This window comes from Nonomuraea sp. NPDC004580, assembly GCF_040609855.1.
In the GTDB taxonomy this organism is placed as follows: Bacteria; Actinomycetota; Actinomycetes; order Streptosporangiales; family Streptosporangiaceae; genus Nonomuraea; species Nonomuraea salmonea.
This window is the reverse complement of the sequence record NZ_JBEXLH010000018.1, coordinates 1-20009: the sequence shown is the minus strand read 5'-3', so window position 1 is coordinate 20009 and position 20009 is coordinate 1. Positions and strand designations below refer to the sequence as shown.

The following is a 20009-nucleotide window of genomic DNA, read 5'->3' as shown; positions in this document are numbered from 1 at the left end:
AAAGCCCCTAGGCGACGTGTAGAGAGCGCTCTCGCAGCTTCCTGAGCAGGTCGACCGTGGTCGCGCCCGCCGCCTCTCCCCGGCCCGAGGTGCTCCTCAACCCAGCCTTGGGTGGCCGCAGGCCCCGCGTGACAGGAAAAAGCCGCGGCGCCGCACCCGTGGGGTACGGCGCCGCGGCGGGAGCTGCGGTCGGGCGTCGGGTCAGCCCTTCTCCGCCTCTCCCGTGGCCTGCTCGAGGGCGTCTTCAGGGGAGGCCTCCAGGTCCTGCTCGGCGTCGGCACTGGCCTGGGCGGACGCCTTGTCCAGGCGCACCCAGCTCGTCACGCTCTCGACGGCGAACAGCACGAACAGGTACGCCGTCAGCACCGCGAGCACCGGCGTCACCGCGCCGAACGCCGCACCGACACCGATGATGGCCAGCCGCAGCTCCCAGCCGAGACCGGCGCGGAAGACCCAGGCGGGCGGCCAGATGCTCTGCCGGGTGCGGTAGACGGTGTCGTAGGTGTGGTAGCCGACGACGTAGACCAGCACGAACAGCAGCCACTTCGGCGCGTCCGCGGCCAGGCCGATCGCGATGATGGTGAAGAACTCGGCGCCGCGCACCAGCGGCGGGGTGAGCCAGTCGAAGCGGCCCAGGTGGTCGCGCGACGTCGTGGGCAGCACGAGCAGCAGCACGACGGCCACGGGCAGCAGGAGGATGGGGCCCGGCTCCAGCAGGCCGGCGACCGTGATGGCGACCACGGCGAGCAGGGCGACGAGCGTGGCGGGCACGGGTGGCAGGCCGGCCCCGATCCGGGTGGACAGGGCGTGGGCGAGCGGGCCGTCGTCCCGATAGGCGACGAGCCGGGCGGTCTGGATGCGGCGGCGCTCCTCGTCGGGATCCGGCGTGGGGGTGGCCATGGCCTGCGGGTGGGTGATCATACGAGCGACCTCATGAGGCGTCCGGTGAGGGTGTAGGCGGCGGCGACGCAACCCCAGATCACCAGCGTGATGAAGGTGATCCGGGCGTCGAAGAGGGCGGCGGTGATCGCGATGGCCGCGAAACGCTCGCCGATGGGGAAGACGATCATCTTACGCGCCCAGTGGACGGCGCGGTACTTGCCCGCCTTCGTCCACATCTTGAGCATGCCTCGGACACCCTGGCTCCGCTCCACCTTACGGGTGGAGAGCGCCTGCCGCAGCTCGCGGTCGTCGGGGGAGTCGAGGGGGATCGAGGGGAGGGGGGACGGCGGCTTGCGGCGGCGAGCGGCGCCGAAGGAGAAGTCGAGCAGGTGGCGTACGGACTGCAGGCCGATCGCCGCGAGCGCGAGGATCCAGATCTCGTCGCCGTGGCCGGAGACCACCCAGCCGATGGCCAGGCCGGCGAAGACGACGTATTCCTTGAACCGGTCGAACGTGGCGTCCAGCCACGCCCCGAGCACGCCGAACTTGCGGGCGTAACGGGCGACCTGGCCGTCGACGCAGTCGAAGACGAAGGCGAAGTAGATCAGCACGCCGCCCGCCACCATCCAGGGCCGGTCGCCGGTCGCGAAACAGGCGGCGGCCGCCACGCCGAGCGTGATGGAGATCAGCGTGACCTGGTTGGGGGTCAGGCCGCGCCGGGCGGCCCAGCGGGCGATGTAGCGGGAGTAGGTGGAGACGAAGTACGTGGTGAAGAAGCCGTCGGCGCCCTTGACCGCGTTGTTGAGCCTGGAGCGGTCTTCGTCCATGCCGGCCATCTCGGCGCCGGCCTCGTTGATCTCCTCCTGGGTGGTGACCCGTCGGTAGAACAGGTCGCGGCGGCCGCGGATGCCGACCGACACGCCGTTGCGTACGAGGCCGAAGACGATGAGCTGCACCAGGTCGTCGTCGTCACCGAAGCGGTGGGCCATGTCGGCGAGCTCGCGGCACGTGCGGGCGAGCACCGGCGCGTTGCGCGCGCTGATGTGCAGCGGGCCGAGCACCACGCCGTTGGGCCTGGTCACCGCGTGGTTGGCGGTGCCGACCGAGACCACGCGCGACTTGCCGATGCGCACCCGCACCGGCAGCCCTTCGACGCGGTTGAGCCCGATCTCCGGCTCGGCCTCGTCGATGGGGATGCGGTCTCCGGGACCTTCGTCCTCGGTTCCGGGCTCCTCCTGCCCGGGATCCTCCTGGCCGTTGTCCTCCGTCACCTCCGGGCGCGGCTCTTTCGCGACGAGCGCCAGCGCACCGCGCTTGGACTTGGTGATCTGGTAGATCAGCTCGTCGTGGACGACAGAGTTCTCCGGGATGAGGAACAGGCTCTCCGTTGCTGACTCGGCGACGTCGGCCACGGCGCGCAGAGCGGCAGCCACATCGCCCGTCGGGACCGTCGCGAAACGCGGGTCCATCGATGAGAGCTGGCCGCGCAGGCGCTCGGCGACAGTGGGATTACCGGGCAGCGCGGCCAGCCTCAGGCCGGTCGGAGAGATGTCGGGGCCGGGCGAAGCACCCAGCAGGACCACGCGGGTCATGACTCCCTTTCGAGGCGGTAGCGGGGGGTTGAACAACGGGTAATGCGGGGACAGGCGTCAAAGTCTAGTGAGAGTGACGCAAAGTCGCGTCACCAGAGCATGACCGTAACGTCTCGTCCGTCGGTATACAGGTCGGCCGTAAGATGTGCGAGTGAGTCTCTACCGTGACGAAGGCGTGGTTCTGCGCACTCAGAAGCTCGGTGAGGCCGACCGCATCGTCACCATCCTGGCCAAGCGCACCGGCAAGATCCGCGCGGTGGCGAAGGGGGTCCGTCGCACGACCTCACGCTTCGGGGCAAGGCTGGAGCCGTTCACGCACGTCGACCTGCAGCTTCACACCGGTCGCACGCTCGACGTCATCACCCAGGCGGAGACGATCAGACCCTACGGAGAGGCGCTGGCCGTCGACTATCCCCGCTACACCGCCGGCAGCGCGATGCTCGAGACCGCCGACCGGCTGACGCAGGGGGAGAAGGAGCCGGCGCTGCGGCAGTTCCTGCTGCTCGTGGGCGGGTTGCGCACCCTCGCCGACCGCGGACACGAGGCCCGGCTGGTGCTCGACGCCTACTTCCTGCGCTCCCTGGCCGTGGCCGGCTACGCGCCCGCCCTCGACGCGTGCGCCAAATGCCAGGCGCCCGCGATCAGGGCGTTCGCCATCGTCGCAGGTGGCGTGGTGTGCGGAGCCTGCAAGCCGGCCGGCGCCGCGGTGCCTGCCGGTGAGACCATCGGGCTCATGACGGCGCTGCTGCGCGGCGACTGGGTCACCGCCGACGCTTCGGAGCCGCGCCATCGCAGCGAGTGCAGCGGCCTGGTCGCCGCCTACCTGCAATGGCACCTCGAACACGGAATACGCTCTCTCCGACACGTCGAAAGGGAGCCCGCGTGAACGTACGACCACCGTCCCCGCACCCGTCGGGGGCGACCCCGCCGCCCATTCCGCGAGAGCTGGTGCCCCAGCACGTCGCCATCGTCATGGACGGCAACGGCCGCTGGGCCAAGACCCGTGGCCTGCCCCGCACCGAAGGCCACAAGGCGGGCGAATCCTCGCTCTTCGACGTCATCGAAGGGGCCCTTGAGCTGGGCATCCCCTACCTGAGCGCCTACGCGTTCTCCACCGAGAACTGGAAGCGCTCGCCCGACGAGGTGCGCTTCCTCATGGGCTTCAACCGCGACGTCATCAGGCGGCGGCGCGACGAGCTGCACGCCATGGGTGTACGCGTGCGGTGGGCCGGCCGCCCCGGCCGGCTGTGGAAGAGCGTCGTCTCCGAGCTGCAGACCGCCGAGGAGATGACGACGGCCAACCGCAAGCTCACATTGCAATTCTGTGTCAATTACGGCGGGCAGGCCGAGATCGTCGACGCGGCGCTGAAGCTGGCCGCCGACATCGCCGCCGGCCGCGTCAAGCCCGGCAAGGTCAACGAGAAGGTCTTCGCCCGCTACCTCGACGAGCCGGAGATCCCGCCGGTCGACCTGTTCGTACGGTCGTCGGGCGAGCAGCGCTTCTCCAACTTCCTGCTCTGGCAGTCGGCCTACGCCGAGATGGTCTTCCTCGACCGCCTCTGGCCCGACTTCGACCGCCGCGACCTGTGGGAAGCCTGCGAGATCTTCGCCAAACGCGACCGCCGCTACGGCGGCGCCCTCCCCAACCCGGTCTGACCCCCGCCACCGGTGGATTCCGCCTCAGCTCACCCTGAGGCCGAGGCGAGCGGCACGGAGGAACGGTCGCCCTAGCGCACCGCGGCCACGGGTGCGACCTCTCCGTGCACGCGGCGGAGATATTCCACGGCGTGCTCCGTCGCCGGATCGTGATTCAGGCGCTCGCGGTAGAAGTGCAGGCGGTCCTCGCAGTCGTCGATGATCTCGCTCCAGGTGCGGGCCCAGATGCGGACGCCGTCCTTCCATTCGGCGACGCAGCCGGGAGGCCGGTTGGGTGCGCAGGCGTCTTCTCTGACGACGTCGTCCATCTCGGTGGAGATGACCCAGAAGTCCCATGTCACCCTGGCGTCGCGGAACTGCGGGTCACCGACGACGGCCTTGGCGTAGCTCTTGATCTGCGCGACCTCCGTCTGCCCGATCCTGACCTCCGTCTGCCCGATCCTGACCTTCGGCGCCTTGAGCTCCACCACGAGGTGCTCCCTGCCCACACTGCCGCGATGGGCCCGTCCGAGCAGCAGGTCGATGATGCCTTTCCTGCCGTCCTCACGGAGTACGGGGCTCAGCCCTCCAGGGCCGGGGGCACGGCCCAACTCCTGCAGATGCCGTCGCAGCACCGCGTCGAGGCTCTGATCGCTGACCATCAGCGCGTACGCATCCCCGAAGACCCACGTCTCGCGCTCAAGGATCTTGTGCAGTTCGCTGCGTTCCTTGACCGTCTGGCTGATCTCCGGTTCGAAGACCAGCTTCTTCAGAGCGGCGAGGAAGTCGAGGCGATCGGTGACCTGCCCGGTGGCTTTGATCACCTCGGACAGGCTGGTGCGCTGCAGGATGCGTTTGAGCTCCTCCTGCTCCGACTGAGGCAGCCTGAACAACTCGTCCAGCACCGCGTACAGTCCGCTGGGGTCGTGCGAGATGATCTCTCTCAGCAGCCGCAGCGTGGTCCTCTTGCTCTGGGTCGCGCCCGGGAGACGGCGCGAGATGGTCGTGGCGACCTCGTCGAACATCTGCCGTTCGACCGCGTGGACAGGAAGAGCCGGCTCGCCGGCATAGGGATAGACGCCCTCGCTCTTCCACTCCTGGATGAGCCTGGCGCGGCGCTCTTGGTCGCGTCTTCTGAAATGTGCTCGTAGCGCCTCGCGGGCCGACTCAAGCAGTTCGGCGGTCTCGTCCATCTCGGCCAGGTGGAGGGTGCCGCGCCGCTCCACGAAGCCGTCCCAGAGCAGGTAGGCCGTAAAGTGATGGCCGGGCGCCTGGATCCCGGGTGATGCCTCGTCCAGGACCACGCCGCTCGCATCGCACAGAGCAAGTACGCGGCCCACGTTCTTCGGCCACTCGATGACGCGGAGCAGCGGCTGGGCGAGGCCGGCGGAATCGGGGCCGCGCACCGTGTATTCGGCGGTGTCCGTCCAGACCGTGCTGGGGTTGAGGTCCGTCCCCTGGTAGATGATACGCACATCGGGGTTGGCCGCCAGGAACGGCGCGAAGATCGAGGCCAGATCCTGTGAGGTGTCGTCGTGGACGAGCCGGTTGACGAAATCCGCTGGGACCGAGGCCTCGACGCGGGTGCTGGTCGGGCCCTCGACCTGCTCGGCATCGGAGATGTCGAAGTCGGTGGGCCGGTCGACCGCTCCGGTGATGGCCGTGCGCTCGATCCGGCCGTCGGCGGCCTCCGCGACGGTGACCCAGCGAACCTGCTCGCCCAGTGCGAACGCGCGCAGCCTCCCTTGGCCGCTCCTTCCGTGCAGGCCGCGCTTCAGATGAGGGGAGAACTTGGCCGTGGTCTTCCAGGAGCCGCCCAGACCGCTGAAGAAGCCCGCGCACGAAGCATTGGGCATGCCGTGTCCGTCGTCGGTGACGCTGACCGACTCGACTCCGTTGAGCTCGTTGACCTCGATGTCCACGCTGACATGACCGGCCTCGGCATCCAGCGCGTTCCAGATCATCTCGGCCACGGCTCCCACGGGGTCCTTCTGACGTGCGAGGCGCAGAAGGTGGTCGGGCTTCGCTTCGATGTGAACGGTGCGCACGCGGCCAACTATCCCAGATGACGTGCGCGAACGAGGGGAGGAGCGCTATCCCGGCGAACGTCTTCTCAGGCGCGGCGGCGGGCGCGGTAGGCGGCCACGTGCATGCGGTTGCCGCAGGTGCGGCTGTCGCAGTAGACGCGGGAGCGGTTGCGGGACTCGTCGACGAAGACGCGGTCGCAGTCGGGGGCCGAGCAGGTGCGCAGGCGTTCGGCTTCGCCCTCGACCAGCAGGTGCGCCAGCGCGACGCCGCAGTCGGCGGCCACGTGTTCGGCGAGGCTGGCGTCGGCGGCGAAGTAGTGGACGTGCAGCGGGTGGCCGTCGTGCTCGGTGAGGCGGGGCGTGATGCGGGTCTCGGCGAGCAGGGCGTTGAGCGTGCGTACGGCCGTGGGCTGGTCGGGGGCGGTGAAGACGCGGTGGAACGCCTCGCGCACCATGCGGACCTGGCCGAGGTCGCGGGCGGTGATCTTGTCGATGCCGCTGACCTCGCGTGACTCCACGAACGCCTGGAGGTCGTCCAGGCCGGCCAGCCCTTCGTCGCCTCCGGTGGAAGGCGAGGTGTTGACCAGCTCGACGACGGTGGCCAATGCATGCACCATGTCATGGCCAAACGGCATGTTGACTCCTGTCCGCGCCGGGTTCTAGCGTGGTCGCAGCGTATCTCCTATACGGGACTTCGGGGGTTTCGGTGAGCGCACATCGCCGTATCGTGCTGATCGCGATCGCCGGAGCGCTCATCATCTCCACCTCGGCCCCCTTGGTCCGGCTGTCCGAGGTGTCGCCCGCCACCTCGGCGGTGTTCCGCTGCGCGTACGCCGTACCTCCGCTGCTGTTCCTCGCCTGGCGCGAACGGCGCAGGCTGGGGCCCCTGCCGCGCCGGGCGTTGCCTGCGGCGTGGGTGGCGGGCGTGGCGTTCGCGTTCGACCTGCTGTTCTGGCACCACGCGATCGACTACGTGGGGGCGGGCCTCGCGACCGTGCTGGGCAACCTGCAGGTGTTCCTGGTGGCGTTCGCGGCGTGGGGGCTGTTCGGTGAGCGGCCGTCCACCCGCCTCATGCTCGGTACGCCGGTCGTCTTCGCCGGCGTCGTGCTGATCTCCGGGGTGTTCGACAGCGCCGCCTACGGCAGCGACCCGCTCAAGGGGGTGCTGGCGGGGCTGGCGACGTCCGTGTCGTACGCCGTGTTCCTGCTGCTGATGAAGGGCGGCGGGGGCGATCGCGCGGCCGGGCCGCTGGCGCACGCCACCGTGGTGGCCACCGTCGTCATGGCGCTGCTGAGCCCCATGTTCGGCGGCGCCGACCTGGTGCCCACCTGGCCGGGTCACTGGTGGCTGCTGCTGCTCGCGCTGGGGCCGCAGGTGCTGGGGTGGTCGCTGATCACGTACTCGCTGCCCCGCCAGCCCGCCGCGCTGACCGCGCTGCTGCTGCTCATCCAGCCCATGACGACGGTGGCGATCGGCGCGCTCGCGCTGGGCGAGCGGCCGTCGGTGCTGCAGCTCGCCGGGTGCGCGGTGATCGTGCTGGGTGTCCTGTACGGCTCCCGCCGCACCCCGTCACCCGAGCAGGCAGGGGAACCGGGGCAGGCGGCCGGGCAGCCGGGTCCGGACGCGGTACGGGAACCGAACGCGAGGCCGGAACCGGACGCGGTGCCGGTGCGGGCGGCAGAGGAGCCTAGGGCGGGGCCGGTCAGCTCGACCTGACCGCCGTCGAGCAGCCCGCGCAGGTGCCGAACACCTCGACCGTGTGCGTGATCTCGGTGAAGCCGTGCTCACTGCCCACCATCTCCGCCCACCGCTCGACGGCGGGCCCCGCCACCTCGACCGTGCGCCCGCAGCGGCGGCACACCAGATGGTGGTGGTGGGTGTCGGTGGCGCAGGCGCGGTAGACGGACTCGCCGTCGTCGGTGCGCAGCACGTCGACCTGGCCGCCGTCGGCCAGCGCCTGGAGCGCGCGGTAGACGGTGGTCAGCCCGATCTTGGCGCCGTGCAGGCGCATCTCGGCATAGACGTCCTGCGCGCTGCGAAACCCCTCGCTCTTGCGCAGGGTGTCGTGCACGGCATCGCGTCTCGTCGTCATGCGACCTCCTCGATGCGCAGCTTTGGCCGCTCGCTCAATGTCGACTCCTGGGTACGCCCTCGACGTACGAATTTACCGACCCCGAGCGCCAGGACGAAGCCGGCGAGCGCAAGAAGCACGATCGCGGCCCCCGGCGGCACCTTGGCGGAGTAGGTGGAGGCGAGCAGGCCGCCCACGGAGGCGAGCACCCCGAACAGCATGGCCAGCCCCATCGTGGTACGGAACCCGCGGGTGAGCTGCTGGCTGGTGGCCACGGGGATCACCATGAGGGCGCTGACGAGCAGCAGGCCGACCACGCGCATGGCGATGACCACGGTGAGCGCGGCGGTGACGGCGATGAGCAGGCTCAGGAACCGTACGGGCAGGCCGCTGGCCTTGGCCATCTCCTCGTCCTGGCAGAGCACGAACAGCTCCCTGCCGAAGATCAGGACGACCGCGAGCACGGCCACGGCGAGCGCGGCGACGACCCAGATGTCCTCGACGGTGACGCTGGCGATGGCGCCGAACAGGTAGGAGTTGAGCTTGGCGTTGCTGCCGCCGGGCGCGATGGCCATGAGCATGACGCCGCCCGCGATGCCGCCGTAGAACATCAGCGCCAGCGCCACGTCGCCGCTGGTGCGCCCGCGCGCCCTGACCAGCTCGATGGCCACGGCGCCGGCGATGGACACGAGAACCGCGGTGAGCACCGGCGCGCTGCCGGTCAGGAAGCCGAGCGCGACGCCGGTCAGCGCGATGTGGCCGACGCCGTCGCCGAGCAGCGCCAGCCGGCGCTGCACGATGAACGTCCCCACGGCGGGCGCGCAGAGCCCCACCAGCAGCGCCGCGACGAGCGCGAGCTGGAAGAGCTGTTCCTGCAGAAGTTCGAAGATCACCTTGGTTCCCCTTGCCACCCGGTCAGCGGGCCGCCGACGGGTTCGGCGGCGTGCGGGTGCTGGTGCTCGTGTCCCGGCCGCGCGCACTCGCCCTCGGGCCGGGGCGGCCGCCCGTCGTGGGCGACGCGGCCCTCGCGGATCACCACGCCGCGCGTGATGATCGGCTCCAGCGGGCCCAGCTCGTGGGCCACCAGGACGACCGTCTTGCCCTCGCGTACCAGCCCGCCCAGGGTGTCGGCGAGCAGCTGCTGGGTGTCGGCGTCCACGCCGGCGGTGGGTTCGTCCATCACGTACGTGTCGGGCTCCCCGGCCAGCGCGCGGGCGATGAGCACCCGCTGCTGCTGGCCGCCCGACAGCGACTGGACGGGGTCGCCGGCCCGGTCGGCCAGGCGCACGGCCTCGAGGGCGCCGGCCACGGCCGCCTTGTCGGCCGCGCTGGTCCTGCGCAACCGGCGTTGCCTGGCGACGCGGCCGGAGGCGACCACCTCGCGGACGGTCGCGGGCACGCCGCCGCCCACCTGGAGGCGCTGCGGCACGTAGCCGATGCGCCACCAGTCACGGAACCTGGCCGGCGGGGTGCCGTACAGCAATGTCGTGCCGCCGGTCAGCGGCGTGAGGCCGAGCAGCGCGCGGACCAGCGTCGACTTGCCCGAGCCGTTGGCGCCGAGCAGGGCCACGACCTCCCCGGGACAGACGGTCAGGTCGATCCCTCGAAGGACGGGCTTGCCATCGAAGGTGACCCGGCCGCCGGTCATCGCGAAGGCCGTTTCCGTCATGACGTACACCCCAGTGCTGTTTGTAGGGTTTTGAGGTTATCGCGCATGGCTGAGACGTAGTCGCCCGAGGGCTTGCTCTCCAGCGGGTCGAGCACCGCGGTCTTGGCGCCGACCTGGCTCGCCAGCACCTCGGCCACCTTCGGGCTGACCAGGGACTCGGTGAAGATGGTGGTGACGCCCTCTGCCTTGGCCAGCTTGCCGACCTCCGACAGGCGGGTGGGGGAGGGCTCGGTCTCGGGGTCGAGCGTGATGCCGACCTGCTTCAGCCGGTAGCGGTCGGCCAGGTAGCCGAACGCCTCGTGCGCGGTCACCATCGTCTTGGTCCTGCACGTGCCGAGGCCCTTGGCGAACTCCTGGTCGAGGGCGCCCAGCGTGGCGGCCGTCCGGGCGGCGCGGTCCTTGTAGCCCTGGGCGTGCGCGGGGTCGGCGGCGGCCAGCCGCTCGCCGAGCTTGGTGGCGACGGTGGCCAGGCGGGCGGGGTCGAGCCAGATGTGCGGGTCGTACGCGACCTCGTGCTCGTGGGCCTCCTCGCCTTCTTCCTCTTCCGCGTGCTCACCGGCCGGGATCGTCTGGACCGCCGTGGCGGCGTCGAAACTCGTCTCAGGATCGACGGCGTCGTCCACGGCCGGCTGGATGCCCTTGATGTAGACCGTGAGTGCGGCGTTCTTCAGCTGGGTGACCTGCTGGATGCCCAGTTCCAGGTCGTGCGGTTCGACGCCGGGGGCGGTCAGCACGCTCACCTGGGTGTCGGATCCTCCGACCTGCTCGCTCAGCCACTGCAGCGGATAGAAGGCGGCGATCACTTCGGGCTTGCCGCCCTCGGACCCGGCGGAGGTGTCCGCCGTACCGGAACCGCAGGCAGTGGTGGTGAGCAGCGTGGCCGCGGCCAGCAGGCCACCAGCCCACGACCGGGAAAATCCTGACATCATGTGAGTCAGTATGCGCCAAAATGAAAATGGTTGTCAAAACCTCCCGAGTCAGGACGCCCCATCGGACTAGCGGGGGAAGGCGGCGGCGTCAGTGGCGAGCGAGCCCGCCGCACGGAGTGCGGCAATCAGACAGAGCCATCAGACAGGGCGCGGCGAGGAGAGAGAGGGTTGCCGCACGGCGTGCTGGGGGCTCGGCGCGCCGTGCGGCATCCCGTCATCACCTCGGTGATCGTGCGTCGGCAGAGCCGTTGCCGGCGCCCGAGGTGACGCTTGTACGGGCGCTCAGCCGGCGTTCACCCGTGTAGACGTTCATCGAGTTCCCGCGCAGGAACCCGATGAGCGTCAGTCCCTCGTCGGCGGCCAGCTCGACGGCGAGCGAGGACGGCGCCGAGACCGCGGCGAGCACCGGTATCCCGCCCATGACGGCCTTCTGCACCAGCTCGAACGACGCCCGTCCCGACACCATGAGCACGGTGCCGCGCAGCGGCAGCCGTCCTTCGCGCAGCGCCCAGCCGAGCAGCTTGTCGACGGCGTTGTGCCGGCCGACGTCCTCGCGTACGCACAGCGGCTCACCGTCGGCCGTGAACAGGCCGGCCGCGTGCAGGCCCCCGGTCCTGTCGAAGACCCGCTGGGCGGCGCGCAGCCGGTCCGGCAGGGCAGCGACAGTCGACTGCGCCAGCTCGACCGGGTCATCTCCCGCGTTCCAGCGAGCCACCGTGCGTACGGCCTCCAGCGACGCCTTCCCGCAGACGCCGCACGAGGAGGTGGTGTAGAAGTTGCGCGGCTCAGGCTCGGGCACGCCGGGGGCGAGCCGCACGTCGAGGACGTTGTAGGTGTTCTGCCCTTCGACGGTGGCTCCGGCGCAGTAGCGGATGGTGGAGATGTCGCCCGGCGACCCGACGGCCCCTTCGCTGACGAGGAACCCGGCCGCCAGGTCGAAGTCGTCGCCCGGCGTGCGCATGGTGACGGTCAGCGGGGTGCCGTTGAGCCGGATCTCCAGCGGCTCCTCGGCGGCCAGCGCGTCGACCTTGCGTACCCGGGCGGCGTCCTCCACCCGCAGGATGCGCTTCTTGACGGTGACCCTAGACATATCCGTACCCGAAGCGCCCCTTGACGCAGAGGTTGCCCTTCGTGACGGGGTTGTCGTGCGGCGAGGTCACCTTGACGATCTTGTTGTCCTGGACGTGCAGGGTGAGGTTGCAGCCGACGCCGCAGTAGCTGCAGACGGTGGTGGTCTCGGCCTGGCGGGACTCGTCCCAGGTGCCGTCGGCGCGCATGTCGTACTCGGTCTTGAACGACAGCGCCCCGGTGGGGCAGACCTCGACGCAGTTGCCGCAGTAGACGCAGGCCGAGTCGGTGAGCGGGGCGTCGAACTCGGTGGAGATCTCGGCGTCGAAGCCGCGTCCCGCGACGGAGATGGCGAAGGAGTTCTGCCACTGGTCGCCGCAGGCGTCCACGCACTTGTAGCAGAGGATGCATTTGCTGTAGTCGCGGACGTAGAGGTCGTTGTCCACCTTGGCGGGCTGCTCGACGGTGGCGGCCTCGTCGCCGAACCTGGCGGGGTCGGCGCCGTACTCCTCGGTCCACTCGGCGGCGCGCGGCGTGGTGGACAGGTCGACCGACGAGCCGAGCAGTTCGAGCACGACCTTGCGGCTCTGGCGGGCCCGCTCGGTGCCGGTGCCGACCTTCATGTTCGGCTCGGCCTTCCTGGAGCAGGCGGGCGCCAACGTCCTGGCGCCCTCCACCTCCACGACGCAGACCCGGCAGGCGTTCTTCGGGGTGAGCGTGTCGCCGTAGCAGAGGGTGGGGACGTCCTTGCCCGCCGCCTGGCAGGCGTCGAGGATCGTGGAGCCCTCCGGCACCCGTACGGTCTCGCCGTCGATCTCGACGTCGATGAGCCGGCGGGGCGGCTGGAGCGGGATCATGTGAACACTCCCAGACGGTCGATGGCCGATTCGACGGCGTTCCAGGCGGTCTGCCCGAGGCCGCAGATGGAGGCGTCGCGCATGGTCTGCCCGACCTCGCGCAGCAGCACCAGGTCGGGGTCGTCGTCCCGGCGCGGCTCGTTCGGGTCGACCCGGCGAGTGAGGCGGTGCAGGGCCTCCTCCTGCCGTACGGTGCCGACCCGGCACGGCACGCACTGCCCGCAGGACTCGTCGCGGAAGAACTCCGCGATGCGCAGCAGCAGCGCCTTGAGGTCGACGGAGTCGTCGATGACGAGCACCACGCCGGAGCCGAGGGTGGCGCCGGCGTTCCTGGTGCCCTCGAAGGTGAGCGGGATGTCGAGGTCGGTGACGAACGCCCCGGCGGCGCCGCCGAGCAGCACGGCCCTGGTGGTGCCGGTGGTGCCGGCCAGGTCGAGCAGCTCGCGCAGGGTGGCGCCGAAGGTGAGCTCGTAGACGCCGGGCCGCTCGACCGCGCCGGAGACGCAGAACAGCTTGGGCTCGGCCGCCGCGTACGCCTGCGCGCCCCGCTCCAGGATCGGCAGCACGTTGACCAGCGTCTCGACGTTGTTGACCACGGTCGGCTTGCCGAACAGCCCCTTCTCCACGGGGAAGGGCGGTTTGCTGCGCGGCTCGCCGCGCCGCCCCTCGATGGAGTTGAAGATCGCGGTCTCCTCGCCGCAGATGTACGCCCCCGCGCCCCTGCGCAGCTCGATGTCGAACGACAGCCCCTTGCCGAGGATGTCGTCGCCGAGCAGCCCCCGGGAGCGGGCGGTGGCGATGGCGTGCTGGAGCCGCGCGGTCGCCCTCGGGTACTCGCCCCTGATGTAGAGGTAGCCCTTGGCGCAGCCGGTGGCGTACGCGGCGACGGTCATCGCCTCGATGAGCGCGTACGGGTCGCCCTCCATCACGACCCGGTCCTTGAACGTGCCCGGCTCGCTCTCGTCGGCGTTGCACACGAGGTAGTGGGGGTGGTCGGGCTGGCGGGCGGTGGCCTCCCACTTGCGGCCGGTGGGGAAGGCGGCGCCGCCCCTGCCGACCAGGCCCGACTCCAGCACCTCGCGGATCACCCCGGTCGGGCCGAGCTCGAAGGCGCGGCGCAGCGCGGTGTAGCCGCCGGCCGCCCGGTAGTCGTCGAGGCTGGCCGGATCGACCTGGCCGACGCGGCGCAGCAGCACCAGGCCGGGGTCGCCGGACTGCGGCACGGCCTCCTTGACGGGCGTCTCGCCGGCGACGTGCACGGCGGGCGCGTGGCCGTTGGTGCCGGGCAGCGTGCCGGGCAGGGTGGTGGGCAGGGTGGTGGGCAGGGTGGTGGGCAGGGTGCCGGTGATGGTGGTGATCGTGTCGGGGGTGGCGGGGGCGTACACCTCGGCCCGGTGCGGCACGCCGGCCTCCAGGGCGAGCGCGGCGGGGGCCCGCTCGCACAGGCCGAGGCAGGGGCTCTCCTGCCAGTCCTTGCCGGGTGGGCCGAGGCGCTCGCGTACGCGGTCGCACACGGCCTTGGAGCCCTTGGCCTGGCAGGCCAGGTCGGTGCAGACGTGCAGCACCCGCTTGGGCCGCTCCTCGACGGAGAGCAGCGAGTAGAACGTGGCCACGCCGTACGCCTCGGACGGCGGCACGTTGAGCCGGCGGCAGATGTAGTCGAGCGCGCCCTCGCTGATCCACCCGACGCGGTCGTTGACCGCGTGCAGCGCGGGCAGCAGCTGGTCGCGCGCCTCCTCGGCGCGGACGGCCATGCGCAGGTCGGCGTCGGTACGGCTGCCGCCGGTCCACGCGGAGGCGGGCGGGCCGAGCAGGTCGTCGACCGCCGCGCGCTCCTCGTCGGTGGGCTTGGCGTCGCGGAATCTCAGATCCATGTGGTCACCCGGCCTTGACGAGCTTCTCGACCCTGACCGCGGCCGCTTTGAACTCCGCCGTCCCCGAGATCGGGTCGGTGGCCTCGATCGTCAGGGAGTTGGTGTCGACCTCGTCGGGGAAGTGGAAGGTCATGAACACCAGCCCGGGTCTCAGCCCCGGGTCGATGTGGACGGGCGCGACCACCGAGGCCCGCCGGGAGGTGATCCGCACCTCCTCGCCGGCCACGACGCCGAGCTTCTCGGCGTCCTCGGGGCACAGCTCGATCGTCTCGCCGCGGCGCAGCGGCGAGGCGAACCCGGAGGACTGCACGCCCGTGTTGTACGAGTCGAGCCGCCGCCCGGTCGTCAGCCGCAGCGGGTACTCCTCGTCCACCAGGTCCACCGGCGGCGAGTGGCGCAGCACGGCGAAGGGCGCCGGCGTGCCCCGCTTGACCGGGTCGCTCTCCCACAGCCGGCCGTGCAGGTAGGGCGGCTCCACGGAGTCCTCCGACGGGCATGGCCACTGGATGCCCTGCAACTCGGCCAGCCGCTGGTAGGACATGCCGGCGTGCTGGGGCGACAGCGACCGCAGCTCGTTCCAGACCTCCTCGGCGCCGTCGTAGTGCCAGTCGTGGCCGAGCCTGCGGGCGATCTCGCAGACGATCCAGATGTCGTCGCGGGCCTCGCCCGGCGGCTCCAGGGCCTTGCGCACCCGCTGGACCCGGCGCTCGCTGTTGGTGAAGGTGCCGTCGGCCTCGCACCAGGCGGCGCTGGCCGGCAGCACCACGTCGGCCATCTGCGCGGTCTTGGTGAGGAAGATGTCCTGGACGACCAGGTGATCGAGCATGGACAGGCGCTTGATGCAGGAGAGCGAGTCGGCCTCGGACTGCACCGGGTTCTCGCCGATCATGTAGCAGGTGGTGAGCTTGCCCTCGCCCATCGCCTCCAGCATCTCGGTGAGGTTGTAGCCGTAACGGGGCTGGATGGCGCGGCCCCAGGCGCTCTCGAAGCGCCGGCGGATGCCGGGGTCGAGGATGTCCTGGAAGCCGGGCAGGCGGTTGGGGATGGCGCCCATGTCGCCGCCGCCCTGCACGTTGTTCTGGCCGCGCAGCGGCGACAGGCCGGAGCCGTAGCGGCCGACGTGGCCGGTCAGCAGGGCCAGGTTGATCAGCGCCCGGACGTTGTCGGTCGCGTTGTGGTGCTCGGTGATGCCGAGCGTCCAGCAGAGCTGTGCGCGGTCGGCGCGGGCGTAGGCGTGGGCCAGCTCGCGGATCGCCGCGGCCGGTACGCCGGTCACCTGCTCGGCCGCCGACAGCGTCCAGGGCTCGACGGACTCCTTGAACTCCTCGAAGCCCACGGTGGCCCGCTCGATGAACGCCTCGTTGTGCAGCCCCGCGTGGATGATCTCGCGGGCGACCGCGTGCGCGAGCGGGATGTCGGTGCCGACGTTGAGCCCGAGCCAGAGGTCGGCCCACTGGGCGGTGCCGGTGCGGCGCGGATCGACGGCGAACATCTTGGCGCCGTTGCGGATGCCCTTGAGCACGTGCTGGAAGAAGATGGGGTGGGCGTTCCTGGCCGCGGAACCCCACATCACTATCACGTCGGTGTCCTCGACCTCCTGGTAGGAGGAGGTGCCGCCACCGCTGCCGAACACCGCCGACAGGCCGGCCACGCTGGGGGCGTGGCAGGTGCGGTTGCAGGAGTCCACGTTGTTGGTCCCGACGACCACCCGGGTGAACTTCTGCCCGACGTAGTTCATCTCGTTGGTGGAGCGGGCGCACGACAGCATCGCGAAGCTGTCGGGCCCGTGTCGTTCTATGTTGCGGCGGAAGCCCTCCGCTGCTCGCTCCAGCGCCTCCTCCCACGACGCCTTGCGCAGCACGCCGTTCTCGCGTACCAGTGGATGGGTCAGGCGGTCATAGCTCATGATCCCTCCATTCAGTATACAATCTACGGTATTCCGGGCTATACCGCACGGACAAGGTTCGCGTTCAGCAGGTCGCTCACCGCGTGGATCGCCCTCAGCGTCGGCACCTCCGCTCCGGTCAGATCGGCCAGCTCGACCACCGCCGCGAGCAGCACGTCGAGCTCCAGCGGCTTGCCCTTCTCCAGGTCCTGGAGCGTGGACGTCTTGTGCTCGCCCGCCTTCTCCGCCCCGCGCAGGCGGCGCTCGATCGAGATGCCCGGATCGCAGCCCACCCGGCGGGCCACCTCCACGGTCTCCCGCATCATGGCGACGACCAGCTCCCTGGTGCCGTCGTGGCGGCAGATGCCGGCCATCGTCGCGCGGGCCAGCGCGCTGATCGGGTTGAAGGCGATGTTGCCCATCAGCTTGATCCACACGTCCCTGCGCAGGTCGCGCTCGACCGGGCACTTCAGCCCGCCCTCGACGGCGGCCCCGCTGAAGGCGAGGCAGCGCTCCGACAGCCGGCCGTCGGGCTCGCCGATGGAGAAGCGGGTGCCCTCCAGGTGGCGGATCACGCCGGGCTCCTCGATCTCCGTCGCGGCGTAGACCACGCAGCCGATGGCGCGGTGCAGGGGCAGCGCGGCCGTCACCGCGCCGCCGGGATCGACGCTCTCGATGCGGTAACCCTCGTAGGGGCCCTTGAGTTCGTGGAAGTACCACCACGGGATGCCGTTCTGCGCGGCGATGATGCTGGTCGTCTCGTGCAGGAGCGGCCGGATCATGGGGCCGGCGGCGGCGTAGCTGTTCGCCTTGAGGCCCAGGAAGACGTGGTCCACCGGGCCGACCTCGGCGGGGTCGTCGGTGGCGTGGGGATGGGCGGTGAAGTCGCCCCTGGGGGTGAGCACCCGCACACCGGCACGGCGTATCGCCTCGAGGTGCGCGCCTCTCGCGATGAGGTGCACCTCGACTCCCGCCCTGTGGAGTGCGGCCCCCACGTACGCGCCGATGGCGCCGGCGCCAAGAACAGCGACCTTCATGCTTGCGCTCCGTTCTTGCGTCGGATTGTAAGCACGGAGCCCCGTAGCTGCGGCAGTCGCTTGAAGGCGACCCGGCCGTAAGTACGGGGCCCCGTGCTCGCGGCGGGATCGCTGGACACTCCCCACCGTGCATTCGGTATACAGTATGGAAAAACGAGGGTCAAGGAGTGTGCCTGTGACCGTTTTGTGGCATGGACCAGTGGTGGAAGCGATCTCATGGCCCGCCGCACGGGCCCTCGCGGCGGGCGCGGCCTGCCCTTCGAAGCCCTCATCCGTGCCGCTGCGGGAGGCGCTCGGCTGCCGGCTGGTGGCGCCGCTGCGCGCGCTGGTGGCGGTGCCGGGCGTCGACGTCTCGGCGATGGACGGATACGCGGTCGCGGGTCCCGCGCCCTGGCGGGTGGTGGCCCGGGTGCTGGCCGGGGGAGCCCCGTACGGGGGTGCGTTGCGGGCGGGCCAGGCCGTCGAGATCGCCACGGGCGCCCCGGTGCCGGTGGGCGCCGAGGCGGTCCTGCCGTACGAGCACGCGGACGGCGACGTGCCCGGGTCCGGCGCGGGTGGCCCCCTCGGCGGGTCCGTGGGCGGGTCCGTGGGCGGGGTCGTGGGTGGGGTCGTCGGTGGGGTCGTCGTGCCCGGCAGGCACATCAGGCGCAGGGGCGAGGACATCGCCGAGGGCGCGGTCGTGCTGGGTGCCGGGACGGTGGTGACGCCGGTGACGCTCGGCCTGGCCGCCGCGCTCGGCCACGACGTGCTGGAGGTGCGTCCACGGCCGCGCGTCGCGGTGCTGGTCACGGGTGACGAGGTCGTGGACGCCGGCCTGCCCGCACCCGGCCGCGTCCGCGACGCGATCGGCCCGTTCCTGCCCGGCCTCGTGGAGTGGGCCGGCGGCCGCGTCGTTACCACCACCCGTCTCCCCGACGGCCCCGCCGCCCTCCGCGCCGCCCTGTCCGGCGTGGCGGCCGGGTGGCCGGAGTGCCGCGAGGACGTGGTCGTGGTGTGCGGGGCGTCGTCCAAGGGGCCCGCCGATCACCTGCGGGCGGTGCTGGCGGAGCTGGGCGCCGACGTGCTGGTGGACGGGGTCGCCGTACGTCCAGGGCACCCCCAGGCGCTGGCCCGCCTGACGGACGGAAGGCTCGTGGTGGGCCTGCCGGGGAACCCGTTCGCGGCCCTCGCCGCCGCGCTGACGCTGCTCGCCCCGATCCTGCGCGAGCTGTCCGGGGTGCCCGCCGCGCGGGAGACGAGCGCGCTGTCGGGCGAGGTGCGCCCGCACCCGCGCGACACCCGGCTGGTGCCGGTCCGGCGGTCGGGTCGCGGCGCGGTCCCCGTGGGTCATGACCGGCCGGGATCGTTGTGGGGCGCGGCCCTGGCGGACGCGCTGGCCGTGGTGCCGCCGGGGTGGTCCGGTGAGCAGGTCGAGCTGATCGAGTTGCCCTAGGGCCTGGACACGCCCTTCCGGAGAGAGTAACCATTGCGTTCATACGGTATGCAGTATGCGGAAGACAGCGAGTTCGTTCGCCAGGAAGGGTGCATGATGTCGGAAACGATCTCCGGTGGTCATCTCGTAGCCAAGGCGCTCAAAGCCGAAGGCGTGGACGTGATCTACACGCTCTGCGGCGGCCACATCATCGATATCTACGACGGCTGCGTCGATGAGGGCATCGAGGTCATCGACGTACGCCACGAGCAGGTGGCCGCGCACGCCGCCGACGGTTACGCCCGCATCACCGGCAAGCCGGGTTGCGCGGTCGTCACCGCGGGGCCGGGCACGACCGACGCGGTGACCGGCGTGGCCAACGCCTTCCGCGCGGAGAGCCCGATGTTGCTCATCGGCGGCCAGGGTGCGCTGAGCCAGCACAAGATGGGCTCCTTGCAGGACCTCCCGCACGTCGACATGATGACCCCGATCACCAAGTTCGCGGCCACGGTGCCGAGCACCGAGCGGGTGGCCGACATCGTCTCCATGGCCTTCCGCGAGTGCTACCACGGCGCTCCAGGGCCGTCGTTCCTGGAGATCCCGCGCGACGTGCTCGACGCGAAGGTGCCGGTCGAGAAGGCGCGCATCCCCAAGGCCGGCCACTACCGCGCCTCCACCCGCCAGCAGGGCGACCCCGAGGCCATCGAGCAGCTGGCCGACATGCTCGCCCACGCCGAGAAGCCGTGCATCCTGCTCGGCAGCCAGGTCTGGACGTGCCGGGCGACCGACGCGGCCATCGACTTCGCGCGGACGCTGAACGTCCCCGCGTACATGAACGGCTCCGGCCGCGGCACGCTGCCGCCCGGCGACCCGCACCACTTCCAGCTCAGCCGCCGCTACGCCTTCACCGAGGCCGACCTGATCATCATCGTCGGCACCCCGTTCGACTTCCGCATGGGCTACGGCAAGCGCCTGTCGCCGACGGCCAAGGTCGTGCAGATCGACCTCGACTACCGCACGGTCGGCAAGAACCGCGACATCGACCTCGGCATCGTCGGCGACGCCGGGCTC

At 70.9% G+C, this 20009-nt stretch carries 18 protein-coding genes; 5 read left to right on the top strand and 13 right to left on the bottom strand.

What is annotated here, in order from left to right; genetic code table 11:
• Nucleotides 1–201 precede the first annotated feature (201 nt).
• Together ABZW11_RS20175 and ABZW11_RS20170 are read right to left on the bottom strand one after the other, a co-directional pair.
• The gene (locus ABZW11_RS20175) at nt 202–921 is read right to left on the bottom strand and encodes a DUF5941 domain-containing protein (protein ID WP_355419138.1); all 720 of its coding nucleotides are present in this window, start codon (nt 919–921) and stop codon (nt 202–204) included.
• On the bottom strand, nt 918–2474 hold the full coding sequence (locus ABZW11_RS20170; protein WP_355419136.1) for a CDP-alcohol phosphatidyltransferase family protein: 1557 nt from the start codon (nt 2472–2474) through the stop codon (nt 918–920). Before ABZW11_RS20170 ends, ABZW11_RS20175 begins: the two co-directional genes overlap by 4 nt.
• Before the next feature lie 151 nt (nt 2475–2625).
• Here ABZW11_RS20170 and recO point away from each other — a divergent pair, with 151 nt between their 5' ends.
• Entirely contained in the window at nt 2626–3360 is a 735-nt protein-coding gene (gene recO, locus ABZW11_RS20165) for a DNA repair protein RecO (protein WP_355419134.1), read from the top strand.
• On the top strand, nt 3303–4130 hold the full coding sequence (locus ABZW11_RS20160; RefSeq protein WP_355419132.1) for an isoprenyl transferase: 828 nt from the start codon (nt 3303–3305) through the stop codon (nt 4128–4130). Before recO ends, ABZW11_RS20160 begins: the two co-directional genes overlap by 58 nt.
• A gap of 71 nt (nt 4131–4201) precedes the next feature.
• Here ABZW11_RS20160 and ABZW11_RS20155 read toward each other — a convergent pair whose 3' ends face one another.
• Together ABZW11_RS20155 and ABZW11_RS20150 are read right to left on the bottom strand one after the other, a co-directional pair.
• Nucleotides 4202–6157, bottom strand: coding sequence for an ATP-binding protein (locus tag ABZW11_RS20155; RefSeq protein ID WP_355419130.1), 1956 nt, complete (start codon nt 6155–6157; stop codon nt 4202–4204).
• A 65-nt stretch (nt 6158–6222) separates the two neighbouring features.
• Nucleotides 6223–6771 carry a CGNR zinc finger domain-containing protein gene (locus tag ABZW11_RS20150; protein ID WP_355419128.1) on the bottom strand — a complete coding sequence of 183 codons (549 nt, stop codon included), beginning with the start codon at nt 6769–6771 and terminating at the stop codon, nt 6223–6225.
• A 92-nt stretch (nt 6772–6863) separates the two neighbouring features.
• Between ABZW11_RS20150 and ABZW11_RS20145 the strand changes: the two genes are divergently transcribed.
• Entirely contained in the window at nt 6864–7853 is a 990-nt protein-coding gene (locus tag ABZW11_RS20145) for a DMT family transporter (RefSeq protein WP_355419126.1), read from the top strand.
• Here ABZW11_RS20145 and ABZW11_RS20140 read toward each other — a convergent pair.
• From ABZW11_RS20140 to ABZW11_RS20100, 9 genes are all read right to left on the bottom strand, one after another.
• Entirely contained in the window at nt 7840–8229 is a 390-nt protein-coding gene (locus tag ABZW11_RS20140) for a transcriptional repressor (RefSeq protein WP_355419124.1), read from the bottom strand. The two genes, ABZW11_RS20145 and ABZW11_RS20140, sit on opposite strands and share 14 nt — an antisense overlap.
• Complete coding sequence (locus ABZW11_RS20135; protein WP_355419350.1) at nt 8226–9098, bottom strand: metal ABC transporter permease; 873 nt, start codon at nt 9096–9098, stop codon at nt 8226–8228. The genes ABZW11_RS20140 and ABZW11_RS20135 overlap by 4 nt, the downstream gene beginning before the upstream one ends.
• A complete protein-coding gene (locus ABZW11_RS20130; RefSeq protein ID WP_355419122.1) occupies nt 9098–9877 on the bottom strand; it encodes a metal ABC transporter ATP-binding protein in 780 nt (259 codons plus the stop codon). Before ABZW11_RS20130 ends, ABZW11_RS20135 begins: the two co-directional genes overlap by 1 nt.
• Entirely contained in the window at nt 9874–10806 is a 933-nt protein-coding gene (locus ABZW11_RS20125) for a metal ABC transporter substrate-binding protein (RefSeq protein WP_355419120.1), read from the bottom strand. The genes ABZW11_RS20130 and ABZW11_RS20125 overlap by 4 nt, the downstream gene beginning before the upstream one ends.
• 217 nt (nt 10807–11023) lie before the next feature.
• Nucleotides 11024–11896, bottom strand: coding sequence for a formate dehydrogenase accessory sulfurtransferase FdhD (fdhD, locus tag ABZW11_RS20120; protein WP_355419118.1), 873 nt, complete (start codon nt 11894–11896; stop codon nt 11024–11026).
• Nucleotides 11889–12731 (bottom strand): 2Fe-2S iron-sulfur cluster-binding protein, encoded by an 843-nt coding sequence (locus ABZW11_RS20115; RefSeq protein ID WP_355419116.1) that lies wholly within the window; start codon nt 12729–12731, stop codon nt 11889–11891. Before ABZW11_RS20115 ends, fdhD begins: the two co-directional genes overlap by 8 nt.
• Entirely contained in the window at nt 12728–14605 is a 1878-nt protein-coding gene (locus tag ABZW11_RS20110) for an NAD(P)H-dependent oxidoreductase subunit E (protein ID WP_355419114.1), read from the bottom strand. Before ABZW11_RS20110 ends, ABZW11_RS20115 begins: the two co-directional genes overlap by 4 nt.
• A gap of 4 nt (nt 14606–14609) precedes the next feature.
• Complete coding sequence (locus ABZW11_RS20105) at nt 14610–16511, bottom strand: molybdopterin-dependent oxidoreductase (protein ID WP_355419112.1); 1902 nt, start codon at nt 16509–16511, stop codon at nt 14610–14612.
• 38 nt (nt 16512–16549) lie between these two features.
• The gene (locus ABZW11_RS20100) at nt 16550–17527 is read right to left on the bottom strand and encodes a 2-dehydropantoate 2-reductase (protein ID WP_355419110.1); all 978 of its coding nucleotides are present in this window, start codon (nt 17525–17527) and stop codon (nt 16550–16552) included.
• Between the two features lie 199 nt (nt 17528–17726).
• Here ABZW11_RS20100 and ABZW11_RS20095 point away from each other — a divergent pair, with 199 nt between their 5' ends.
• On the top strand, nt 17727–18959 hold the full coding sequence (locus ABZW11_RS20095) for a molybdopterin molybdotransferase MoeA (protein WP_355419108.1): 1233 nt from the start codon (nt 17727–17729) through the stop codon (nt 18957–18959).
• 93 nt (nt 18960–19052) lie between these two features.
• On the top strand, nt 19053–20009 hold a 957-nt coding region (locus tag ABZW11_RS20090; protein ID WP_355419106.1), incomplete at its 3' end, for a thiamine pyrophosphate-binding protein.

Bases quoted from the DNA above. Each gene is read 5' to 3' on its own strand.
- ABZW11_RS20100 (WP_355419110.1), bottom strand. From the start codon at position 17,527: ATGAAGGTCGCTGTTCTTGGCGCCGGCGCCATCGGCGCGTACGTGGGG.
- ABZW11_RS20105 (WP_355419112.1), bottom strand. From the start codon at position 16,511: ATGAGCTATGACCGCCTGACCCATCCACTGGTACGCGAGAACGGCGTG.
- ABZW11_RS20125 (WP_355419120.1), bottom strand. From the start codon at position 10,806: ATGATGTCAGGATTTTCCCGGTCGTGGGCTGGTGGCCTGCTGGCCGCG.
- ABZW11_RS20110 (WP_355419114.1), bottom strand. From the start codon at position 14,605: ATGGATCTGAGATTCCGCGACGCCAAGCCCACCGACGAGGAGCGCGCG.
- ABZW11_RS20170 (WP_355419136.1), bottom strand. From the start codon at position 2,474: ATGACCCGCGTGGTCCTGCTGGGTGCTTCGCCCGGCCCCGACATCTCT.
- ABZW11_RS20115 (WP_355419116.1), bottom strand. From the start codon at position 12,731: ATGATCCCGCTCCAGCCGCCCCGCCGGCTCATCGACGTCGAGATCGAC.
- ABZW11_RS20130 (WP_355419122.1), bottom strand. From the start codon at position 9,877: ATGACGGAAACGGCCTTCGCGATGACCGGCGGCCGGGTCACCTTCGAT.
- ABZW11_RS20160 (WP_355419132.1), top strand. From the start codon at position 3,303: ATGGCACCTCGAACACGGAATACGCTCTCTCCGACACGTCGAAAGGGA.
- ABZW11_RS20175 (WP_355419138.1), bottom strand. From the start codon at position 921: ATGATCACCCACCCGCAGGCCATGGCCACCCCCACGCCGGATCCCGAC.
- fdhD (WP_355419118.1), bottom strand. From the start codon at position 11,896: ATGTCTAGGGTCACCGTCAAGAAGCGCATCCTGCGGGTGGAGGACGCC.
- ABZW11_RS20150 (WP_355419128.1), bottom strand. From the start codon at position 6,771: ATGCCGTTTGGCCATGACATGGTGCATGCATTGGCCACCGTCGTCGAG.
- ABZW11_RS20140 (WP_355419124.1), bottom strand. From the start codon at position 8,229: ATGACGACGAGACGCGATGCCGTGCACGACACCCTGCGCAAGAGCGAG.